Source organism: Frigoribacterium sp. AC512, from assembly GCF_979258295.1.
Window position 1 is genome coordinate 2,785,797 of the sequence record NZ_OZ409850.1, and the last position, 21,436, is coordinate 2,807,232.

General features: G+C 73.7%; 18 protein-coding genes. 4 read left to right on the forward strand and 14 right to left on the reverse strand.

Translation table 11 applies throughout. The features are described from left to right. Nucleotides 1-148: 148 nt before the first annotated feature. Nucleotides 149-1,696 (forward strand): CitMHS family transporter, encoded by a 1,548-nt coding sequence (locus ACZZ97_RS12865; RefSeq protein ID WP_463473388.1) that lies wholly within the window; start codon nucleotides 149-151, stop codon nucleotides 1,694-1,696. 129 nt (nucleotides 1,697-1,825) lie between these two features. Here ACZZ97_RS12865 and ACZZ97_RS12870 read toward each other — a convergent pair whose 3' ends face one another. The 5 genes from ACZZ97_RS12870 to ACZZ97_RS12890 all read right to left on the reverse strand — a co-directional run bounded on the left by ACZZ97_RS12870 (nucleotide 1,826) and on the right by ACZZ97_RS12890 (nucleotide 6,328). Further along, nucleotides 1,826-2,146, reverse strand: a complete 321-nt coding sequence (locus ACZZ97_RS12870) for a hypothetical protein (protein ID WP_463473389.1) — start codon at nucleotides 2,144-2,146, stop codon at nucleotides 1,826-1,828. Continuing rightward, nucleotides 2,136-2,816 carry a flagellar export chaperone FliS gene (gene fliS, locus ACZZ97_RS12875; protein WP_463473390.1) on the reverse strand — a complete coding sequence of 227 codons (681 nt, stop codon included), beginning with the start codon at nucleotides 2,814-2,816 and terminating at the stop codon, nucleotides 2,136-2,138. Before fliS ends, ACZZ97_RS12870 begins: the two co-directional genes overlap by 11 nt. Beyond that, a complete protein-coding gene (gene fliD / locus ACZZ97_RS12880; RefSeq protein ID WP_463473391.1) occupies nucleotides 2,816-4,198 on the reverse strand; it encodes a flagellar filament capping protein FliD in 1,383 nt (460 codons plus the stop codon). Before fliD ends, fliS begins: the two co-directional genes overlap by 1 nt. Before the next feature lie 312 nt (nucleotides 4,199-4,510). After that, a complete protein-coding gene (locus ACZZ97_RS12885; RefSeq protein WP_463473392.1) occupies nucleotides 4,511-5,365 on the reverse strand; it encodes a flagellin N-terminal helical domain-containing protein in 855 nt (284 codons plus the stop codon). A gap of 141 nt (nucleotides 5,366-5,506) precedes the next feature. Continuing rightward, the gene (locus ACZZ97_RS12890; protein ID WP_314103399.1) at nucleotides 5,507-6,328 is read right to left on the reverse strand and encodes a sigma-70 family RNA polymerase sigma factor; all 822 of its coding nucleotides are present in this window, start codon (nucleotides 6,326-6,328) and stop codon (nucleotides 5,507-5,509) included. 398 nt (nucleotides 6,329-6,726) lie between these two features. On the opposite strand from ACZZ97_RS12890, the gene ACZZ97_RS12895 reads away from it, so the two are divergent. Further along, a complete protein-coding gene (locus ACZZ97_RS12895) occupies nucleotides 6,727-8,028 on the forward strand; it encodes a P-loop NTPase family protein (RefSeq protein ID WP_463473393.1) in 1,302 nt (433 codons plus the stop codon). Between the two features lie 83 nt (nucleotides 8,029-8,111). Here the strand turns inward: ACZZ97_RS12895 and ACZZ97_RS12900 are convergent, their stop codons facing one another. Beyond that, entirely contained in the window at nucleotides 8,112-9,107 is a 996-nt protein-coding gene (locus ACZZ97_RS12900) for a DMT family transporter (RefSeq protein ID WP_463473394.1), read from the reverse strand. A gap of 107 nt (nucleotides 9,108-9,214) precedes the next feature. Here ACZZ97_RS12900 and ACZZ97_RS12905 point away from each other — a divergent pair, with 107 nt between their 5' ends. Then, nucleotides 9,215-9,775: a CGNR zinc finger domain-containing protein gene (locus tag ACZZ97_RS12905; RefSeq protein ID WP_314103408.1), complete on the forward strand. Its 561-nt coding sequence runs from the start codon at nucleotides 9,215-9,217 to the stop codon at nucleotides 9,773-9,775. Between the two features lie 33 nt (nucleotides 9,776-9,808). Here the strand turns inward: ACZZ97_RS12905 and ACZZ97_RS12910 are convergent, their stop codons facing one another. The 8 genes from ACZZ97_RS12910 to ACZZ97_RS12945 all read right to left on the reverse strand — a co-directional run bounded on the left by ACZZ97_RS12910 (nucleotide 9,809) and on the right by ACZZ97_RS12945 (nucleotide 19,671). Further along, nucleotides 9,809-12,010: an Ig-like domain repeat protein gene (locus tag ACZZ97_RS12910; RefSeq protein ID WP_463473395.1), complete on the reverse strand. Its 2,202-nt coding sequence runs from the start codon at nucleotides 12,008-12,010 to the stop codon at nucleotides 9,809-9,811. Nucleotides 12,011-12,117: 107 nt separating this feature from the next. After that, complete coding sequence (locus ACZZ97_RS12915; RefSeq protein ID WP_463473396.1) at nucleotides 12,118-12,918, reverse strand: DNA-formamidopyrimidine glycosylase family protein; 801 nt, start codon at nucleotides 12,916-12,918, stop codon at nucleotides 12,118-12,120. Nucleotides 12,919-13,141: 223 nt separating this feature from the next. Next, the gene (locus ACZZ97_RS12920) at nucleotides 13,142-15,058 is read right to left on the reverse strand and encodes a copper homeostasis protein CutC (protein ID WP_463473397.1); all 1,917 of its coding nucleotides are present in this window, start codon (nucleotides 15,056-15,058) and stop codon (nucleotides 13,142-13,144) included. After that, on the reverse strand, nucleotides 15,055-16,146 hold the full coding sequence (locus tag ACZZ97_RS12925) for an asparaginase (RefSeq protein WP_463473398.1): 1,092 nt from the start codon (nucleotides 16,144-16,146) through the stop codon (nucleotides 15,055-15,057). Before ACZZ97_RS12925 ends, ACZZ97_RS12920 begins: the two co-directional genes overlap by 4 nt. Nucleotides 16,147-16,180: 34 nt before the next feature. Beyond that, entirely contained in the window at nucleotides 16,181-17,116 is a 936-nt protein-coding gene (locus ACZZ97_RS12930; RefSeq protein WP_463473399.1) for an amino acid ABC transporter permease, read from the reverse strand. Then, a complete protein-coding gene (locus ACZZ97_RS12935; RefSeq protein ID WP_463473400.1) occupies nucleotides 17,113-17,757 on the reverse strand; it encodes an amino acid ABC transporter permease in 645 nt (214 codons plus the stop codon). Before ACZZ97_RS12935 ends, ACZZ97_RS12930 begins: the two co-directional genes overlap by 4 nt. A gap of 156 nt (nucleotides 17,758-17,913) precedes the next feature. Continuing rightward, nucleotides 17,914-18,873: a glutamate ABC transporter substrate-binding protein gene (locus ACZZ97_RS12940; protein ID WP_463473401.1), complete on the reverse strand. Its 960-nt coding sequence runs from the start codon at nucleotides 18,871-18,873 to the stop codon at nucleotides 17,914-17,916. Between the two features lie 69 nt (nucleotides 18,874-18,942). After that, nucleotides 18,943-19,671 carry an amino acid ABC transporter ATP-binding protein gene (locus ACZZ97_RS12945; protein ID WP_123548277.1) on the reverse strand — a complete coding sequence of 243 codons (729 nt, stop codon included), beginning with the start codon at nucleotides 19,669-19,671 and terminating at the stop codon, nucleotides 18,943-18,945. A 219-nt stretch (nucleotides 19,672-19,890) separates the two neighbouring features. Between ACZZ97_RS12945 and ACZZ97_RS12950 the strand changes: the two genes are divergently transcribed. Then, on the forward strand, nucleotides 19,891-21,075 hold the full coding sequence (locus ACZZ97_RS12950; RefSeq protein WP_463473402.1) for an ROK family transcriptional regulator: 1,185 nt from the start codon (nucleotides 19,891-19,893) through the stop codon (nucleotides 21,073-21,075). The last annotated feature ends 361 nt before the right edge of the window (nucleotides 21,076-21,436 follow it).

Consider the following 21,436-nt stretch of genomic DNA (forward strand, 5'->3'; position numbering starts at 1 on the left):
GGCCGCAGCCGAGGAGGCGCGTGAGCAGAACGCGCAGAACGCGGCCAACGTGCGGAACGGCCCCAACGCGCAGAAGCAGGACGCGCCTCCTCGTGCCCGGCTAGCGTGCCCGGACGCGCCACCGCGCCCGACGGACGAAGGAGTCCTGATGCTCGTTGTACTCGGCTATCTGATGGTCCTCACCTTCATGGTGCTGATCATGACCAAGCGGCTCTCGCCGATGCTCGCCCTGATCATGGTCCCGACGATCTTCGGCCTCTTCGCCGGCGCGGGGCTCGGCATCGGCGACATGGTGATCGAGGCGATCGGCGACCTGGCCCCCACGGCCGCGCTGCTCATGTTCGCGATCATGTACTTCGGCCTGATGATCGACGTCGGGCTGTTCGACCCGCTGGTGCGGCTGATCCTGCGGGCGACCGGCAACGACCCGGCGAAGGTCGTGCTCGGCACGGCGCTGCTCGCCGGCGCGGTCTCGCTCGACGGCGACGGCTCGACGACGTTCATCGTGACGACGGCGGCCATGCTGCCCATCTACCTCAAGCTCGGCATGAGCCCGGTGGTGCTGACCTGCGTCGCCGGCCTCGCGAACGGGACGCTGAACATCGTGCCGTGGGGCGGGCCCACCGTGCGCGCCGCCGCAGCCCTCGGCGTGCAGCCGAGCGAGATCTTCGTGCCGCTCGTGCCGTCGCTGATCGCGGGCCTCGTGCTCGTCTTCGTGTTCTCGTGGCTGATGGGGCTGCGCGAGCGCCGTCGTCTCGGGACGCTCGAGCTCGGCGGGTCGACGCTGGCCGCCGCGGCGTCGGCGATGTCGCCGCTGTCGCAGGAGCTCGCGAGCGCCTCGCGCGGCGGCGGCCCCGGCAGGCCCGGCGTCGGCGTCTCGATGTTCACCAGCCCGACCGTCGCCCTCGGCGTGCGCGGCGGGCGGGCCGACGGCTCGCGGGCGGACGGGCCGGGCGAGCGCGCGGTCGACAACCCCGGCTCGGGTGCGGGCTCGGGCTCGGACGGCAGCGCGAACGGCTCCCTCGGCGGCGGCGTCACGATGGCCGACACGATGCTCGACCCCGACCGCCCCACGCTGCGGCCCCGGATGATCTGGTTCAACCTCGTCCTCACCGTCGCCGTGATGGTGCTGCTCGTCGCCGACCTGTTCCCGCTCGCCTACGTGTTCATGGTCGGGACGGCGGTCGCGCTGCTCGTGAACTTCCCCCGCGTCAAGGAGCAGTCGGCCGAGATCGTCGCCCACGCCCCGAGCATCGTCGGCGTCGTGTCGATGGTCTTCGCGGCCGGCGTGCTGATCGGCGTGCTCAACGGCACCGGCATGGTCGACGCGATGGCCCAGTGGCTGGTCGACGTGATCCCGACCTCGATGGGGCCGTACCTGGCCGTCATCACGGGGGTGCTGAGCCTGCCGCTCACGTTCTTCATGAGCAACGACGCCTTCTACTTCGGCATCCTGCCGGTGCTCGCGCAGAGCGGCGCCGCGTTCGGCATCGACCCCGTCGAGATGGCCCGCGCCTCGGTCGTCGGACAGCCCGTGCACCTGCAGAGCCCGCTCGTGCCCGCGATCCTGCTGCTCGTCAGCCTCGCGAACGTCAACCTCGGCGACCACCACAAGAAGGTGCTCTGGCGCGCGGCGATCGTGTCGCTCGTGATGCTGGCCGTGGCGATCGTGGTCGGCGTCATCCCCTGGGGCTGAGGAAGCGCCTCCTCGGCTGTCTCGCCTCGCCCGTAATTTGCGCGTGATCCGTCGCCGCGAGGCCCTGGACCCCAGGAGGTTCGGGTGCGGCAGCACGGATCACTCGCGCCTTGAGATGTCCGGGCGGGGTCAGCCGGTGGCGTCGAGGTACACCGGGCGCTCGGGCTCGTGCGAGGACTCGACGCTGCGGACGACCCCGAGGTGCGCGAGCACGGCCTTGCGTGCGGCGTCGAGCCGGGCGAGGGCCCCGCGCTGCGCGCCGGCGACGGCGGCAGCCCGGTCGGCGAGCTCAGGGGGCAGCGGGCCGAGGCCGGCCGGCGGCGTCCAGGTGCCGATCGTGCCCGCACCGGCACCGGCGGCGACGGCCTGCGGGTCGCGCCCGGCGACCGCCTCGAGCTCGTCGAGGGCGGCGAGCCAGGCGGCGTGGGTGCGGTCGGTCCTAGGCGACACCGAGCTCGCCCCCGAGAGAGGTCGAGGAGGCGTTGGTCGCCCCGTAGCCGGAGGTCGCAGCCCCGAAGGCGGCGACGCCCACGGGCAGCGGCGAGCCGGCGCCGGGCTGCGACGCGGCCGGCGAGGCCGGCGCCGCAGAGGGGAAGGCCGACGCCGCGAACGCCGGCGCGGCCGCGGCCGGTGCGGCGGCCGGAGCAGCGGCACCAGCACCGGTCGACGCGGGCGCACCGGCGCCGCCGGCCACCCCGCCGCCGAGCGACGTCGCGGCCTCGTGCCACGCCTGGCGGAGCGGCTCGAGCAGCCCGGTGACCTCGCGGGTCAGGGCCACGTCGCGATGCACGTTCGCGTTGACGAGCGCCGTCGAGGTGTAGCTGTAGAGCGCGAGCAGCCCCTCGCCGCCGTCCCACACGTCGACGCGCAGCGACGAGGTGAGCTCGGCGATGATCGCCTGGGCGTGCAGCAGCTGCTCGGACGCGGCCGGCCACTCCTGGCCGACCTGGGCCTTCTCGGCACGGGCGAGGTCGAGCAGCAGGCGGTCGTAGAGCATCGTGACGAGCTGGACGGGCGTCGCCGAGAGCACGGCCTGCTCGGCGTACTCCGACCGCTGGCGCTGCACGACGGCGGTGGGCTGGGTGGCGGCGGCGAACGCCGCGAAGGAGGTGGCGTCCATCAGCTGCTCTTGCTCAGGCTCGAGATCTGGCTGCTCAGCCAGCTCTGCTGCGCGGTGAGCGAGCTGAGCGCGACCTCGAGGGCGGTGTAGGTCTTCTGGAGCTGGGTGCGACGCGACGACAGCCGGTCGTCCCAGTTCGCGATCTGGGCGGTGAGGTCCTTCACGACCGACTGCTGGCCGGTGATGATCTTCGTCAGGCTGCCGTCGCGCTTGTCGGACGAGCTCGTCGCAGCGGCCTCGACGCGGCCGGCGATCTCGGAGAGGGCTGCCTGCACCTTCACGGGGTCGGCCGCGAGCGCGGCGGAGAACTTGGCCTCGTCGAACTCGAACGCGCCGGTCTTCGTGATCGAGATGCCGATGCTCGAGGGCGAGACGCCCCCGATCGGCGACGACATCGCCGTGGTCAGCTTCTGCACGACGTCGCGCGTCGTCGAGCTGCCCGTGAAGGTGCCCGACGTGACCGTCACGGCCCCGGAGGCGCTGGTCGAGGTCGACGTCGCGCTCTTCGAGGCGATGAGCGAGAGGATCCCGTTCAGCCCCGACACGAGGTCGGAGGCGACCTTCGACGAGGCGGCGCCGTCGCGGGCGACGGTGAGCGTGACGGGGTCGGTGCTCGGCGCCGTGACGGTGACCGAGACGCCGGGCAGCAGGTCGGCGAAGGTGTTGGTCGCGCTCGTCACGACCTGCTCGGCGGCGGTGCCGGCCCAGAGGGTGACGGAGGCGTCGCGCGCCTGCTTGACGACGGCGGCGCCGGGAGCGGCGAGCAGGTCGGGGGCGGTGCCGGCGGCGACCTCGGCGGCCGTGCCCTGGTGCACCGAGAAGCCGCCCGCGGCGCCGGTCGTCGCGGAGGTGAGCTGCAGGCGGTACGTGACGGTGCCGTCGGCGTCCTTGCCGGACGCGACCTTGACGGCCTTGACGCCCGCCTCCGACGAGTTGACGGCGCGCACGAGGTCGTCGAGCGACGAGGAGGCGCTGGTCACCTCCACGGCCTTGCCGGCGGCCGACGTGAACGTCAGCGTCGCGGGCGACGTGGGCCAGGCGGTCATCGCGGCGGTGACGCCGCTCTTCGCCTGCGCGGTGGAGCCGACCGTGAAGTCGATCGAGCCGGGCAGCGCGGCCGCGGACGTCGTGGCCGTGACGTCCTTCGAGCTGCTGCTCGCGGTGAACGCGGCGAGCGAGTCGGCCTTCGCCGTCGTCTTCGCCAGGGTCGCCAGCTCGGCGACCTTCGTGTTGAGGCCCTGGAGCGCGGTGACCAGCGCCTGGTTCGCGGTCGCCTTGTTCTTCAGGATCGTCTGGGGCACCGCCTCCGCCGCCATCAGGCCGTTGATCAGCGTGGTGGTGTCGAGCCCGGAGACGAGGCCGTCGATGCCGAACGAGGCCATCGGGTGCTCCTTCGGGGACGGGGGCGGGTGAGCTGGAGGAGGTGCGGAGGAGACCGCGGGATGCAGGGAGTCAGTGGGGTGGTGTGGTGGTGCGGTGCTGCTGGAGGTGCTGTGCTGCGGGTGGTGCGGTGCTGCACGAGGTGCGGGCGAGGTCGTCGACGACGCTCGGGATGACCGAGGGCCGGGACGCAGAGGATCAGCTGCTGCGTCCCGACCACCGGTCGTGAACCGTTCGCTCCCGGAGGAGCCGAGCTCAGGTGGTGTCAGGCCCTCGCTGGGATCGGGAGCCGGTCATCCGCCGGTCGGTGACGACTAGCGGAGGAGCGACAGCACGCCCTGGGTGCTCTGGTTCGCCTGTGCGAGCATCGCCTGGCCGGCCTGGCTGAGGACGTTGGATCGCGTGTACTTGACCATCTCCTCCGCCATGTCGACGTCGCGGATGCGCGAGCCGGCCGCCGTGAGGTTCTCCTTCGCGACGTTGGTCGACGCGATGGCGTGCTCGAAGCGGTTCTGGACGGCACCGAGCTTGGAACGCTCGGTCGAGACCGCCGTGATGGCCGTGTCGACCGTCGTGATGGTGGCGGCGGCCACGGTCGCGCTGGCGAACCCGTCCGTCGTCACGATCGCGGCCTTCAGGTCCGTCGCGAGGGTCTTGATGTCCGTCTTCGACAGGTCGACGGTGATCTGGCTGGCAGCGTCGCCGTTGGCTCCGACCTGGAAGCTCATGACGCCTGCGGTGCCGGCCGACTTGTCCAGCAGCTTGATGCCGTTGAAGTTGGTCGAGTCGGCGAGGCGCGAGAGCTCGTCGGTCAGGGCCGTGACCTCGGTGGTGATCGCTTCGCGGGCCTTGCCGTTGTTCGAGTCGTTGCCGGCCTGGACTGCGAGGTCACGCACACGCTGGAGGATCGAGTGGACCTCCGTCAGGGCGCCTTCCGCGGTCTGCACGACCGAGATGCCGTCCTGGGCGTTGCGTGCGGCGACGGTCAGTCCGCCGACCTGCGAGCGCAGGCCCTCGGAGATCGCGAGGCCGGCCGCGTCGTCAGCGGCACGGTTGATGCGGAGGCCCGACGAGAGCTTCTCCAGGCTCTTCGACAGGTCGTTCTGCGTGGCGTTCAGGTTGCGGTAGGTGTTGTTCGCCGCGAGGTTGGTGTTGATCTGCATGCCCATGGTGTTTCCTCTTCCGTGACTGGGTGGTGTTCGTCAGCCCGTCCGTGGGCTGACACCGGCTACTCTCGGCCGGTCGCCGGCACTCGTTAGCCGAGCGCCGAAGTTTTTCTCCGGACCGTCGCACGGGGCGACGGCGGGCCGTCAGACGGCGGCGCTGAAGCCCTCGGAGGCCGGCTCGCGCACGGCGCGGGCGATGCCCACGGCGGCGTTCGTGGCGACCTTCGAGAGGTAGGCGCTGCGGCGCGCGGGCGCCGTCTTCGACACGGGGACGAAGTCCGCCGTCTCGTCGTCCGCGTAGTGGGCCGCGAGCGCGTCCCGGAGCAGGCGGACCGCCTCCGTGCGCTGCTGGGAGACCGCGCTGTGGGTGATGCCGAGCTCGGCGGCGACCTCGGTGACCGTGCGGTCGCCGAAGTAGACGGCCTCGACGATGAGGCGCATGCGCTCGGGGAGGGCGTCGACCGCGGCGCGCACGTAGCGGCTGCGCTCGCTGGCGAGGAGGTGGTCGCCGGGCATCGGCACGTCGGCCGCGAGGTGGTCGGCGACCGTGTCGTCGAGGGTCGAGACGGTGCGGGCCGCGTCGGCGAGCGCGCTCGACGCGGTCTGGCGGTCGACGCCGAGGGCGCCGGCGATCTCGTCGACCGAGGGGGCGCGTCCCAGGGAGGCGGTCAGCGCCTCCTGCGTGGACAGCGTCTCCTTGATGCGCTTGCGGGTGCCGCGGCTGGCCCAGTCGCCGGAGCGCATGTCGTCGGCGAAGGCGCCGACGATGCGGGTGCGGGCGTAGGCGCCGAACGGGATGCCGAGGGTGGGGTCGAACGCGTCCGCGGCCTGGACGAGGGCGACGGCGCCGACGCTCGCGAGGTCGTCGCGCGACAGGTGGGTGGCGCGGGCGCACACCTCGCTGACGAGGTAGCCCACCAGCGGCAGGTTCTCGACCACCATGGCGTTGCGTTCGGTGCGGTTCATCCGGTGCTCCCAGCAGGACGGGGCCTGCGTCGGGCAGGCCGGTTCAGGTTCCGGGCGCGCCGATGAGCCCTCTGATCAGGGCTGGTTCGTCGGCGCGCTCAGCGGTGCGTTCGCGGGCAAGCGAGGCGGTCTGGCGTGGCGTGTGGTGCAGGGCTCGGACTTCGTGGACGTCGGGCCAGGGACTTCGGGTCTCCCGGCCCGGCGGATCTCCTCCGCCGTGCAAGAGCAAACCTATCGACGGGCCGAGGGCCGTATAAGGGGTGCGCTGTCCCCAGTGAGGGGGCGCGCACGGCGCGCCTTCGGGGGGTGCCGGGCGGCGGTGGCCCCCGGGCTGGGGCGGCGGCGGCGTAGCGGGCGAGGTGCGTCAGCCGATAAGGGAGGGGCGCGGGCGAGGCGGAGTGACGGACGAGCGGATGCTCATTGATAAACTTATCAAGGAGCAGCCGCGGCCTGATAAGTTTATCCACGTGCGTACTCCGGTCACCAATCCGTTCCAGCCAGGCTCGGACGTCGTGCCCGCCGTATGGGCCGGGCGGACGGGCCAGCTGAGCGACTGGCAGGACGTCCTGCGGCCTCGTCTCGCCGCAGGACTCTGGGAGCGCGGCCGCACGATCCTCGGTGAGCCGGGCCTCGGCAAGTCCTCCCTCGTGCGACGGATCGCCGGGGACGCGGACCGGCGGGGCGACTGGGTCACGCCCCAGATCCGTCTGGCGCTCGGGACCGATCCGGTCAAGCGCCTCGCGGCCGAGATCCTCCGGCTCGCCGACAAGGCCGGGCTGTCAGCAGGACGGGAACACCGGATCGGCGACCTGGTGCGGCGGGTGCAGTCGGTCGCCCTGAGCGGAGTCTCCCTCTCCCTGCGCGGAGCAGAGGGCCAAGAGCCCCACACGGCCCTGACGGACCTGTTGGTCGAGATCGGGCACGCGGCGATCGACCACGACGCGGTCGTCGTCATCCACCTGGACGAGATCCAGAACATCACGGACGAGGCAGCCCTGTCCCAGGTGCTCATCGCCCTCGGCGACGCGATCACCTTCACGACGGAGGTGGACGTTCCCGGGCTTGGCCCGGTCGAGCGGTCCCTCCCGATCGCCGTCTACCTGACCGGGCTGCCCGACTTCGCCGAGGCCTCGGCCGGACGCAAGGGCGCGACCTTCAGCCGGCGCTTCGCCACGACCGTCCTGACGCCGATCGACGACGACGACCTGCGCAGCGCTCTCCGTGAGTTCGTCGTCGTGGGGTGGGAGGTCCCCGACGGTGAGGGCTCCGTGAGCGTCGTCCACCTCGCCCCCGACGCCGCAGAGGTCATCGTGGACGTGTGCCGCGGCGAGCCCTTCCTCTTCCAGCTCGCCGGGCAGGCCGCCTGGTACGCCGGGACGGGAGACGTCATCAGTCGAGCGGACGCGATTCGAGGGTGGCGATCGGCGGAGGCGGAGGCGACCTCCCACGTCGAGCGGATCCTCGAGCGCCTGCCGCCGCGCGAACGGGACTTCGTGGTCGCGATGGCGAAGCTCGACCCGACGGAACGCACCCTCACGCGCATCTCGACCGACGCCGGCTTCTCGAGGTCGACCGACGCCGGTCCGACGTCCCAGCGCCTCGACCGCGTGCGCGGGATCATCGATCGCGGCACGCGCTACAGCTTCCGCCACCGCGCGGTAGAGGCGTTCCTCACGAGCGACTGGCCCGAGGTCGAGTGACTCCGCGGACGCGGACGCGGACGCGGACGCGGAAGCGGGCTCGGGCCCGGACTCGAACCCGTGCCCGTGCCCGTGCCCGCAGGTCAGTCGACAGCTGACGCCGGCGTCGGCGCCGCGGCCGGCGCCGCGGCCGGCGCCGCCGCCAGCATCTCGGGCGCCGGGCTCGGGTCGTCCGAGCCGGCGTCCGACCGCACGGCCACGATGCCCGCGACGATCAGGACGCCTCCGACGAGCTGCCACGGGGTCAGCGCCTCGTCGAGCAGCACCCACGCCCAGGCCGCGGCGGCCGCGACCTCGAGCAGACCGACGAACGACGCCAGGCGCGACCCGAGCATCGAGCTCGCGGTGATGCTCGTCGCGTAGGCGACGGCCGTCGCGACGACTCCGATCACGAGCATCGGCACCCACCAGGCGACGACCCCGCCGAGCACCACCACGTCGTCGGCCGACGTCGTGAAGGGCACGAGCCCGGTGAGGCCCAGGAGACCGAGCAGCGCCGACCCGACCAGCAGCCCCGAGGCGGCGAGCGCGACGGGCGGCAGGTCGCCGGACGGCTGCGCCGCGATGACGAAGTACCCGGCGCAGCAGACCATCGCGAGGACGCCGAAGAGCAGCCCGAGAGGGTCGAGCGCTCCCCCGCCGCTCGGCGACACGACCAGCACGAGCCCGGCGGCGGCGATCGCGGAGCCGACCAGCACGACCCCGGCCGGCCGACGCCGCGAGACGACCCACGCGACGGCGACGAGCAGCAGCGGGGCCATGTACTCGAGCAGGATCGCCGTGCCGACGGGGATGTGCTGGATCGCCGCGAAGTAGAACACCTGCGTGCCCGCGACGCCGACGACAGCCATCCCGAGCACGCGCCGCCGCGCCCGCCAGATCGGTCGCAGGTCGAGGCGCAGCGCCGCGAGGGCGACCGGAGCGAGCAGCGCGCCCCCGACGAGGGCGCGAAGGGCCACGGCGGCGACCGGGCTCCAGCCGGAGGCGAGCAGCGGCTTGACGAAGGGGCCCGACACCCCGAAGGAGGCGGCGGCCACGACCGCGACGATCAGTCCGGTCGTGAGGTGGCGGCGGTCCACGGCTGCTCGTTTCGTCAGGGGCACTGTGCCATCAGGCGCACTGTGTCCGTCAGGGACTAAAGGATGATGAGTCCTGACAGTAGACTGGTCGCGAGTAAGGAGTCAATGTGCTTTTCGCCCCTGACACGGAAGACGTGCTGGAGTTCGACGCGACGATCCTCAACACGGCCGCCCGAGCGACCCGCAGCGGCGTCGACCAGCTCGCCACGACCGACCAGCTGGCCGAGCTGATGACGCGCTTCGGCTTCTCGGGCCGGTTCGACGGCGACGAGGCCGAGCTCGCGGCCGTGCGGCAGGCCCGCACGCGCCTCCGTCAGCTCTGGACCCTCGACCGCGACGCGATGGTCGAGGCCGTGAACGAGCTGCTCGCGCGGCTGCAGGCGGTGCCGCGGCTCGTGCGGCACGGCGACCTCGACTGGCACGTGCACGCCACCCCGCAGGAGGCGCCCCTCGCGGACCGAATCCTCGTCGAGGCGGCGATGGCCCTCGTCGACGTCGTCCGGACCGACGAGACCGGGCGCCTCCGCGAGTGCGCGGCGGACGACTGCGACGGCGTGCTCGTCGACCTCTCGCGGAACGCCTCCAAGCGCTTCTGCAGCGTGCGCTGCAGCAACCGCGTGAACGCGGTCGCGTTCCGCGAGCGGCGCGCGGCCGACCCGCTCGCGTAGCGCGCCGCGGCAGGCCGTCAGGCCGTCAGGCGATCAGGCGGTGCGGCCGCGGCGGCGGACGGCGACCAGCACGACTCCGGCGGCGGCGAGCGCGAGGCCGAGGGCGCCGGCCGTCCAGGCGACGAGGGTCGATCCCGTGAAGGCGAGGCGCGCCTCCTCGTCGCCAGTGACGGGTGCGGTCGCCGCGGGTGCCGACGTGGCGGCCGGCACCGAGGGGGCTGCGGGATCGGCGGGCGCCGGCACCGGAGCGGCGACCGTGCCGACGCGGAACGACGCCGTGGCCTCGGCGGCCGCGTAGACCGCGTCGCCCGAGTAGGCCGCGGTCACCGTGTAGCTGCCGTCTGCGAGGTCGGGGACGGTGCAGGCGACGGTCGGCAGGGTCACGGCGCAGAGGGTCGTGGCTCCGGTCGAGAATACGACGGTGCCGGTGGCGTCCGCGGGCAGCCCCGTGACGCTCAGCTGTGCATCGCCGTCGACGACGACCGCGCCGGCGCCCAGGGCGACGGGCGTGGTGACGACCACGAACGAGCCGAGGTCAGCCCGGGTCGGCTCGTGCGCGGCGTCGGCCTGGTCGTAGTCGACGCGGACGGCGGTCGACGGGTCGGCGTCGGCCGTGCACGTCGCCGTGGACGTCGCTCCCGACGAGGCCGGCACGAGGTCGGCCGCGCAGAGCAGCTCCTCGGTGGCCGAGTCGACGAACTCGACCGTGCCGAGGGGCGCCGTCGGGTCGGTCGCCGCGGCCGAGGCGACGTCGGCGGTGAAGACGGTGGACGGGCCGGTGGTGCCCGGCGTCTGTCGACCCGAGGACGACGTCACGACCGTGGGCTCACGCACGGCCGAGACCTCGAGCTGCGACGTCGCCGCGGCGGAGTCGGTCGACGACACGGTCGTGAGCACGGTCAGGACGCCCGCAGCGTCGGCGGTCGCCGTGTACGGCACGGTCAGGACCGGCAGGGAGGCGCCCGGCGCGAACTCGGGAGAGGGCACGACGGTGCAGGTCACGGTCTGGCCGGAGACGGTGCACGCCCAGCCGGTCGCCGCGGTCGGCAGCGTCGGGGCGAGCCCCTCGGGGAACACGAGCGTCGCCACCACGGGCTCGGCCTCGGCGCCGCCGTCGGCGCTGACCGACGCGGCGACGCTCACGGTCGAGCCGCGGGTCGGCACGACGGTCGCGCTGCCCGACGTCGTCTGCGCGAGCACGGGGGCAGGGCCGACGAGGGTCGTCGCCCGGGCGTTCGCGATCTCGTGGTAGTCGGACAGGCTCCCGGTGCCGCCGGTCCAGCCGAAGGTGAGCTTGTAGGGCACGCCGGTCGTGGGGTCGTACCAGGAAGGGTCGGTCGACGAGCCGAGGAGCGAGGGCAGGGGGCCCTGGGTGATCGTCGGCGCGCTGCCGAAGCTCCCCTGGAGACTCACGACGTAGCTGCCGGCCGGCACCTCGAGGCCCGACGGCGAGGTGACGGTGTCGGCCGAGGGGTTCACGGCCACCTCGACGGGGACTCGACCGGCCTCGTCGCGAACGCCGTCGAACCCGCGCAGGTTCCCGTCGACCCGGGTGCTGCTCAGGACGCAGTAGCCCGTCGACCCGTTGCCGGGGCCGCGGAGAGTCAGGGCGTTCGAGCCCGCCCCGCCGACGGGCGGGCACGAGTTCCCGCTGAAGGCGGGGTTGGCGAAGTTGCCGTAGGCGTCCAGCCCCACGCCCAGGTAACCGTTCGCGAGGCCGAGCTGCGAGTCCTGCGGGCTGTAGCCCAGCGAGCCGCCGATGCCTCCGAGGCGCGTCGGCACCTCGGGGTCGAAGGGATCCGTCGCCGCGAGGTAGAAGGTGAGGCCGTCGGCGGCGCCGCCGCCGTACTGCCACGAGTCGAAGGTGACGTCGAGGCCCTGAGCGGTGGGCACCGAGACGGTCGACCCGACGCCGCCGGACTGGCTCGTGCCGGTGTCCGTGAGGCGGAGCGCTCCCGAACCCTCGGGGTCGTTCGCGAAGCGGCACCCGGGGATCGGCGAAGCGGCGACGTCGGTGCCTGCGGTGAGGCAGGCCACGTTTCCCGACGGCGTCGTCGGGAGCAGGAAGTCGGGCCCGGCCGAGGCGCCACCGAAGCTCTGGTCGAGGAACACCGTCTGCGCCGGAGGGGCCGCCTGGGCGGCACCGGCCCCCGAGAGGAGCAGAGCCCCGGCGACGGTGGTCGCGGCGAGGCCCGCGGCGGCACGGCGGAGGAAGGGGGAACGGAGAGGGCGCATCGGGATCCGGCTTCGTCGGGTGGTCTCGCTCGTCGAGACGTGCTGAGAGTAGGACACAGGAGGCGCATACCGCCAGGTATCGGCGTGTCGCGCCGGCGACAGTGCGCTCAGCGGACCGGCTGGCAGCTCGGGCACCACCAGGTGCGGCGCCGACCGGGGTCGTCCGCGACCTCGGCACGGACGAGCACGGTCGTGCCGCAGCGCAGGCACGGGCGCCCGGCGCGCCCCGCCACCCAGTGCCGCGCGCCGCGCCGCGTGTTCCCCGTCGTCGTCTGGAACATGCCGGGCACCCGCACCGACGCCTGCAGCCCCCGCGCCGCGACCCGCACGAGCGCCGCCGCGTCGACCGCGCCCACCGGGCTGAACGGCGACACCCCGCGCAGGAAGCAGACCTCGTTCGCCCACAGGTTGCCGAGCCCGGCCAGCACCCGCTGGTCGAGCAGCACGGCCGCCACCGTGCGGCCCGGGTCCGTCGCCTCGATCCGGCGCCGCGCCTCCGCAGGATCCCAGTCGTCACGCAGCGGGTCGGGCCCGAGGTGGCCCACCACGGAGCGCTCGTCGCGCGTGTCGAGCAGCTCGACCACGGGCAGGTCGAGGCCCCATGCGGTGGAGCCGGCCTCCGTCTGCATCCGGACCCGCGCCTCCTTCGCGACGGCCGTGGGCAGCCGCCGACCGGGCCGCGTGATCGTCCACGAGCCCTGCAGGCGCAGGTGCGTGTGCAGCGTGCGCCCGGTGTCGAAACGCGTGAGGAGGTGCTTGCCGTGCGTGTCGTGCTCGCGGATCGTCCACCCCTCCAGCGGCGTGCCCGCGGCGGCGCCCGCCCGCAGCTCGCCGCCCGCCAGCCGCTGACCGTCGAGGGACGCACGGAGGCGGGCGGCCAGTCGGAAGACGCTGTCACCCTCGGGCATGCGGGCAGGCTAGCCGCCGCCTCCGACACCGGCGCGCACACGTCCGGACCGCGCACACGTCCGGACCGCGCGCTCGGCGGGACCGCCCGCTCGGCCGGACCGCCCGCACGACTCAGGAAGTCCAGCCCGTCGGTTCCTGGTTCGTGCACGGTTCAGGACCCTCCCTCCTCTCCTCGCACCACGCAGGAGCCGTCTTCCTGAATGAGGAGAGGGGCGGCGGGGCTCACTCGGCGAGCAGGTCCGCCCGCGACCACGAGTCGACGACGCTTCCCCGCCCGCCGGCGCGGAACGCGAGCACCGCGGCGCCGATGCGCCCGCCGTGCGTGCCGAGCTCGGACAGCCGCACCTCGGGCGCGGCCCGCCAGGCCAGGCCGGCCGCCAGCTCGGCGCGCAGCGGGTCGACGAGGGCTGCGCCCGCGCGCGACACTCCCCCGGCGAGCACGATCACCGCCGGGTCGACGAGCAGCGTGAGCGACGTCAGGCCGAGCGCGAGGGCCCGGACGCCGTCCGCCCAGACCCGGTCCGCGACCGCGTCGACGCCGGTCCCGACGCCCTCGACGCCCCCGACCCGCGCGACGACGGCCGCCGTGTCGAGCCCGGGCAGTCCTCCGTGGGCCGCGTACCGCCGGGCGACGCCGGCCCCCGACAGGTAGACCTCGAGGCAGCCGTGCTGGCCGCAGGTGCAGGCCTCGCCGCCGGGCACCGCCGGCACGTGGCCGAGCTCGCCCGCCGCCGTCAGGGCCCCGCGGACGGCCTGACCGCCGCTCGTGATCGACGCGGCCACGCCGGTGCCGACGGCGACGAGCACCGAGTCGGCCACCCCCGCCGAGGCGCCGAACAGGCTCTCGGCCAGGCCGCTCGTCCGGACGTCGTGGTCGATCTCGACGGGCACCCCGAGCTCGGCGGAGAGGATCGGCCCGAGCGGCACGTCCGTCCAGCCGAGCGTCGACGCGAAGAGGACGACGCCGCGCTCGGCGTCGACCATGCCCGGCGTCACGACGCCCACCCCGACGACGTCGTGCCCCGAGGCGCGCGCCGTGGCCCGCAGCTCGTGCAGCAGGCCGATGACGAGGTCGATCGACTCCGCGCCCGTGGCTCCCGCCGCGACCGAGAGGGAGAGGACGGTGCGCCCGGAGTCGTCGACCACCGCCCCCTTGAAGGAGGTGCCCCCGATGTCGACCGCGACGACCGCGGACCGGGACGGGGACGGGTGGCGCACCGCGCCTCCTGGGCTCTCGCTGCCGGCGACGCTGACGGCGCCCGCAGCGCCCGCAGGACTCCCGGCACTCGCGGCGTCCGCGGCGTCCGCAGGACTCACGGCGTCCGCGGCGTTCGCGGCGTCCGCGGCGTCCGGGCCGTCCGCGGCGTCCGCGACGCCAGGGCTGCCCGACCCGCGCCCGACGGCCGCGAGGAACTCCGCGACGACGGCAGGGTCGGTCCGCAGCGTCCCGTCCCCGCGCGGCGACGGCGACATCGCCCGCAGGTGCACCGAGGAGGCGCCGGTCGCGGCGAGCAGGGAGCCCACGCCCGCGGCACGGACCCCGCCGCCGACGAGGACCTCGGGGGCGTCGGGGCTCGCGGCCGACCGCCGTACGAGCTCGGCCAGCACGTCCGCGCCCTCGGCCGCGGTTCCCGGTCCGCCCGCCGTCAGGACGCGGCGCACGCCGAGCGAGCGCAGCACGTCGTACGCGGCGAGCAGGTCGGGCGTGGCGTCGATCGCCTTGTGGAACGTGACGGGCAGCGGACCGGCCGCGGCGAGCAGCCGGCGCATCGCCGGCACGTCGACCTCGGAGGCGGCGGTCAGGGCCCCGAGGACGACGCCGACCTCGGTGACGCCCTCCCGGCCGGCGGAGTGCTCGGTCGACAGCGAGGCCGCGAGCGCCGCCACGGCCTCGAGGTCGGCGCACATGACGTCGAGCTCGCCGTCGTCGTACGTGAAGTCGCCGCCGCGCGGACGGACGATCACCTGCACGCCCACGTGCCGCACGGCCCGCAGCACCGAGCGGACCAGCCCGGCGCTCGGGGTCGTCCCGCCCTCGAGCAGGTCGGCGCAGAGCTCGATCCGGTCGGCGCCGGACCGGTCGGCCACCAGCGCCCCGTCGAGGTCGTCGACGCAGAGCTCGACGACGACGTCCGTCACGAGGCGTCGACCCCGGCGCCGTGCGCACCGGAGCCGCGTGCCCCCGCGACCCACGCCGCGACGTCGGCCCCGACCCGGATCTCGCCGACGGGCACCCCGCCGCCGAGCACCGGCAGCGCGGTCAGCGACCCGGCCCCGGAGACGTCCACGCCGAGCGCCCCGAGCACCTCGAGCGCGACCAGCGTCGTCGCCCGCGGGCTGCCGTCGACCACCTTCATGGACACGGCCTCGCCGGTCGACGTCGCCATCCCGATCACGCCCTCGGCGCCGCCCTTGGCGAGCAGGCCGGGCACGCGGGTCATGGCGTCGCTGTTGGCGTGGGCGTTCCCGCCGACGTAGAAGGGGTGCGCGCGCATCGCGTCGGCGACGCGGCGGGCGGGCGTGCCCGCCTCAGCCGTGACGAGCGCCCGGAACGAGCGCGCCAGCCCCTCGACGGTCGTGCTGAAGAGGGGTGCGCCGCAGCCGTCGACGGCCGTGGCCTCCACGGTCGTGCCGGCCACCGCCTCCAGCGTCCGGCGGACGAGCTGCTGCAGCGGGTGGGCAGGGTCCAGGTAGGAGGCGGTGTCCCAGCCCGCGGACACGCACGCCAGCAGCATGGCCGCGTGCTTGCCCGAGCAGTTCATGCGGACGCGCGACCGGGTCTCGCCGTCGCGGATCAGCCGCTCGCGCGTCGCCTCGTCCTCGGGCCAGTCGACCGGGCAGCCGAGCGCCGACTCGTCGAGCCCGGCCCTCGTGAGGATGCGGCGGACGACCTCGACGTGCGCGTCCTCGCCGGTGTGGCTGCCGGCCGCGATCGCGAGCTCCTCGCCCTCGAGGTCGGCCCCGGCCTCGAGGCAGGCGAGCGCCTGCACGGGCTTGGTCGTCGAGCGCGGCAGCACCTGCGTCGCGCCGCTGCCGAGGTCGGCCGCGACGCGCCCCTCGGCGTCGAGCGCGACCAGCCAGCCGAGGTGCCGGCTCTCGACCACGCCCGAGCGCACCACGACGGCGAGCTCGGCGAGCGACGCGGCCGGGGCTGACGGTGCCGCAGGGCCGGCCGGGGCGGTCGGCGTCGGCAGACCGTCGGCACGGGAAGGGAGGGAGGGGGCCACTGTGTGCTCCTTGGTGACGGGGAGAGGGGGAGGGTCAGTCGAGCGCGGGCGCCGAGGCCGGCGCCGGCACGGGGGCCGCGGCGCGCCGGGGGCTGCGCCGCGACGGCCGTGCCCGCAGGCGGGCGGCGAGCGTCGACAGCGCCCCGTTGAAGACGAGGTACACGAGCGTCACGACGAGGAACGTCTGGATCAGGAGGTGGTTGAACGACGACAGCACCTGGCCGCGGTAGAGCAGCTCGGTGAAGGCGACGATGTAGCCGAGCGAGGTGTCCTTGACCAGGCTGACCAGCTGGGTCACCAGCGACGGCGTCACGAAGCGGAGCGCCTGTGGCAGCACGACGAGCCGGGTCGTCTGCGCCGACGAGAGCCCGAGGCTGAGCCCGGCCTCGCGCTGGCCGCGCGACAGCCCGAGGATCCCGGCGCGGACGATCTCGGCGAACGCGGCCGAGTTCGCCACGGTCAACGGCACGACGAGCTTCCAGATCAGCGGCAGGTCGAGGCCGAGCTGCGGCAGCCCGAACAGCATCAGGTAGATGAGCAGCAGCACCGGCACGGTGCGGGCGACCTCGATGTACGCGGTCGACAGCCAGCGCACCGGGCGACGCGGACTCAGCCGCCCGAGCGCGAGCAGGAGGCCCAGCGCGCCGCCGAGCACCGCGACGAGGGCGGCGGCCTGGATCGTGCCCCAGAGCCCCACGAGCAGGTACTGCCAGATCGGCCAGGAGAGGAACGGCGTCCAGCGGTCGGCGTCGAGCTGCCCGCGCGAGCCGAACTGGACGAGCCCGGCGGCGACGAGCCCCGCGAGGGCGAGCACGACGACGACCGAGCAGAGCCGGATGGCGCGTCGCGTCCGGGGGCCCGGCTCGTCGTAGAGCGAGACCGTGGGCGCCTTCCGGACGGAGGCGGAGGCGGTGGTGACGGCAGCCGCACCGCCGTCAGGACGGGAGGAGGAGGTGGTCGGCGTGGTCATCGGACGATCGCCGCCTTTCGTTCGAGGCGTCCGGCGCCGAGGCCGATGACGAGGGCGAGCACCATGTAGACGAGGCCGGCGGCGGTGAAGATCAGGATCGGCTGGGCCTGGACGAGGTTGAGCTTGTTCACGGCGCTGGTCAGCTCGACGACGCCGACGGCCGCGGCGAGCGCCGTGTTCATCGTGAGCGCGATCATCACGTTGCCGATCGGCTGCACGGCCGCCCGCAGCGACTGCGGCAGCACGACGAGCCGGAGCGTCTGGCCGAGGGTCAGCCCGAGGGCCCTGCTCGCCTCGATCTGGCCGTTGCCGACCGTGTTCACGCCGCTTCGCACCGCCTCCGCCACGTAGGCGGCCTCGTAGAGGGCGAGCACGAGCACCGTCGTCGGCGCGAGCGGCATGATCAGCCCGGCGTCGGGCAGGGCGAAGACGGCGAGGATCAGCAGCGCCAGCAGCGGCACGTTCACGAAGAACTGCGTGTACACCCAGGCGGCGCCGCGCAGCACGGGCACCGGGCTGATCCGGGCGGCGGCGACGAGCGTGCCGAGCACGAGGGCCCCGGCGCCGGCGACGAGCGCCATCACGATCGTCGTGCCGAGGGCCGTGAGGAGCGGCCCTGCACTGTCGACGAAGAGGTCCATGGGGTCTTTCGGGCCGAGGGCGGGTGGGGCGGAGAACGGGGAGGTTCGGTGAACGGGCAGACCGCAGGAGGTGCGGCTGCAGCGAGGCGACCGGGTGCCGGCCGGCCGTCGGGTCGCCCCCACGGCCGGCCGGCGCACCGGCGCCCACGACCCCGGCTAGGAGCCGGGGACCGAGCCGATCTCGGGGGCGTCGGGGGTGTCCGACTCGACGGCCGCGCCGAGGGTCGCGTCCCAGACCTTCGCCCAGGTGCCGTCGTCCTCGATCTGCACGAGCCAGTCGTTGATGAACGCCTTGAAGTCGGCGTCGTCCTTGGCGAGGCCGATGCCGTAGGCCTCGGTCGTGAAGGGCTGGCCGACGACCTTGATCGAGTCGTCCGACGCGGCGTTCGAGGCGAGCAGCGTGAAGTCCTGCACGTATGCGTCGCCGCGGCCCTGCTTGAGGGCCTGCATCGCCTGCGGGTCGGTCGCGAACGACACGAGCGTGGCGGTCGGCTGCTCCTCGGGCACGGCGGTGACGGCCGGCGTGTTGGCGCCGACGATGACCTTCTTGCCGCCGAGGTCCTCGATGCCCTCGATGTCGTCGTTGTCGGCCTTCACCGCGACGGCGAGGCCGGACTCCAGGTAGGGGCCGGCGAACGAGATCTGCTCGGCCCGCTCCTCCGTGATCGTGTACGTGTTGAAGACGACGTCGACGGTGCCGTTCTGCAGCAGGGCCTCGCGGGTCTCGGAGGCGGGCGGGACGATCTCGACGTTCGGCTCGCCCAGGATGTAGATGGCGAGCAGCTTGGCGAGGTCGGCGTCGAAGCCCTGCACGTCGTCGGGGTTCGACGGGTCCTGCTGCGAGAGGAGCGGCGCGTCGAGTGCCTCGCCCACGATCAGCTTCCCGCGCTCCTTGATCTTGGCCATCGTCGAGTCGGGCAGGATGTCGGCCGCGTCCGCGACGACCGCGTTCGCGTAGACCTCGTCGAGGGCCGAGGCGGCCGAGGAGGCGCTGGGGTCGGCGCCGGGGACGGCCGAGCTGTCGCTCGAGCAGGCCGCGAGGCCGAGCATGGCGACGACGGCCACGGCTGCCGGGACGACCCGACGCAGGCGGAGGGGGGAGGGGGAGGTGCGCAAGGTGGTGCCTCTCTTCGATGGGGCTGCTGTGGGAGGTGGTGCTGCCGGAGGTGCGTAGGGGGGAGGAGGTCAGTGGGTGAGGATCTTCGACAGGAACGCCTTCGCCCTGTCGGACTCGGGGTGGTCGAAGAAGGTGGCCGGGTCGGCCTGCTCGACGATGCGACCGTCGTCCATGAAGACGACGCGGTCGGCGGCGCGACGGGCGAAGCCCATCTCGTGGGTGACGACGATCATCGTCATCCCCTCGGCGGCGAGGGAGACCATCACGTCGAGCACCTCGTTCACCATCTCGGGGTCGAGCGCCGACGTCGGCTCGTCGAAGAGCATCACCTTCGGCCGCATCGCCAGGGCACGGGCGATCGCGGCCCGCTGCTGCTGGCCGCCCGAGAGCTGGGCGGGGAACGCGTCGGCCTTGTCGGCGATGCCGACCCGGGCGAGCAGCTCGAGTCCGTGGGCCTGGGCGTCCTTCTTGGACTCCCCCCGCACGGTGATCGGCGCCAGGGTCACGTTGTCGAGGATCGTGCGGTGCGCGAAGAGGTTGAACGACTGGAACACCATGCCGACGTCCGAGCGGAGGGCGGCGAGCGCCTTGCCCTCCTCGGGCAGCCGGACGCCGTCGACGAGGATCTCGCCGCTCGTGGTCGTCTCGAGCCGGTTGAGGCAGCGGCAGAGCGTGGACTTGCCCGAGCCGGAGGGGCCCACGACCACGACGACCTCGCGCGGCGCCACGCTGAGCGTGACGTCCTTGAGGACGTGGTGCTCGCCGAAGTGCTTCTGGACGTCGCGCATCGTGATCATGTCGTTCGCGCTGGTGCCTGAGGCGGTGCTGTCCACGCTGGTGCCGCTTTCTCGAGAGGTGCGGCAAGGGGGCCGCGTCGCCGTCCGGTGAGGTCGTCGTCCGTGTGGAACGGGAACCTACTGTGCGATTGTTACACGTAGATTTCGATCAACTTCGTGCAATACTGGAGAAACGCGACCAGCCTGATCAGGTTCGCGACCGATCATCGCGAGGGGCCCATGACGACGACCGAGGCGTTCCGCGCCCCTCCCCGCCACACGCCCCAGGCCGTCGAGGTGCTGCGTCCGCTGAGGACGGGCGCCGCGAGGTCACGCGCGGACCTCGCCCGGGTGACCGGGCTGTCTCCCTCGACCGTCGCCTCCCGCGTGGAGGACCTGATCCGTCTCGGCCACGTCGTCGAGACGGGCGAGGGCGCGTCGCGGGGCGGCCGCCGTCCCCGGCGGCTGCAGATCCGGGGCGACGCCGGCCTCGTCGGCTGCGTCGACCTCGGCGTCGACCGCGCCTCCTTCGGGCTGGTCGACTTCTCGGGCGCGCTGCTGGCCGAGCGCCACGTGGCCCTGGACGTGGCCGAGGGGCCGACCGCGGTCCTGTCGGCGTCGCTGGCGCACCTCCTCGGGATGCTCGACGAGCTGGGCGACCCCGGGCACGCTCGCCTGAGCGGCCTGTCGGTGGGCGTGCCCGGCCCCGTCTCGTCGACGACGGCGCGCATCGTCTCGCCCTCGCGCATGCCCGGCTGGAACGGCGTCTCGGTCGCCGAGGTCGTGCGGCGCGAGATCGACCTGCCCGTCGTGGTCAACAACGACGCGAACCTCATGGCGGCCGGCGAGCTCGTGGCCGAGGGCGACGAGGCCGTGCCCGCCGACCAGGTCTTCGTCAAGGTCGGCTCGGGCATCGGCTGCGGCATCGTCTCGCGCGGCGAGCTCTACACGGGCAGCAACGGCTGGGCAGGCGACATCAGCCACGTCACGGTGCCCGGCGCGACCGCCGTCCCGTGCTCGTGCGGCCGCACCGGCTGCCTCGACGCGCTCGCCTCGGGCAACGCGCTCGTGCGCGAGATGCAGCTGGCGGGCCACGACGTCTCGACCGTCGAGGCGATGATCGACCTGGCCCGCGACGCGCACCCCCTCGCCACCGGCCTGCTGCGCGGAGCCGGGGTGATGACGGGCGGCGTGCTCGCGACCATCGTCAACTTCTTCAACCCCGACCGGCTCGTGCTCGGCGGCGTGCTGGCCGACTCTGACGTCTTCGTCGCCGGCGTCCGCTCGACGCTCTGGGCCGACTGCCTGCCGATGGCGACCGACCAGTTGCTCGTCGAGGTCACGCGGCACCAGGGCTCGGGCGGGCTGCGCGGTGCGGGGCGGGTGTTCCTCGACCAGGTGTTCTCGGTGCGCGGCCTGCCCTGAGCCTCCGACCGCCCCGAGCTGCACCCTCTGACCAGCGCTACGCCCTCCGTTCACGGGGTGCAGCGCCGGTTCGGGGGTGTAGCTCAGCGAGTGAGCCGGTCTCACCCGTCGAACTGCGCGCGCACCCCCGCTCGCGCACGAGGGTGTGCGCGGGGAGCGCGGGTGCACGCGAGCCCGACCTCTGCTCGGCGACACCGTGTCGCATCGTGCAGGAACCTGCGCGCGAGGGTTCCTGCGTCGTGCACGAGTCAGGACGATCGGTCCCCCCGCCGCGAGAGTCAGGCCAGATGTTCCTGAATGAGGAGGGGCAGGCGGACGCCCGCCGCCTAACGCCGGACGGCGGGACGCCGATAGTCCCCCG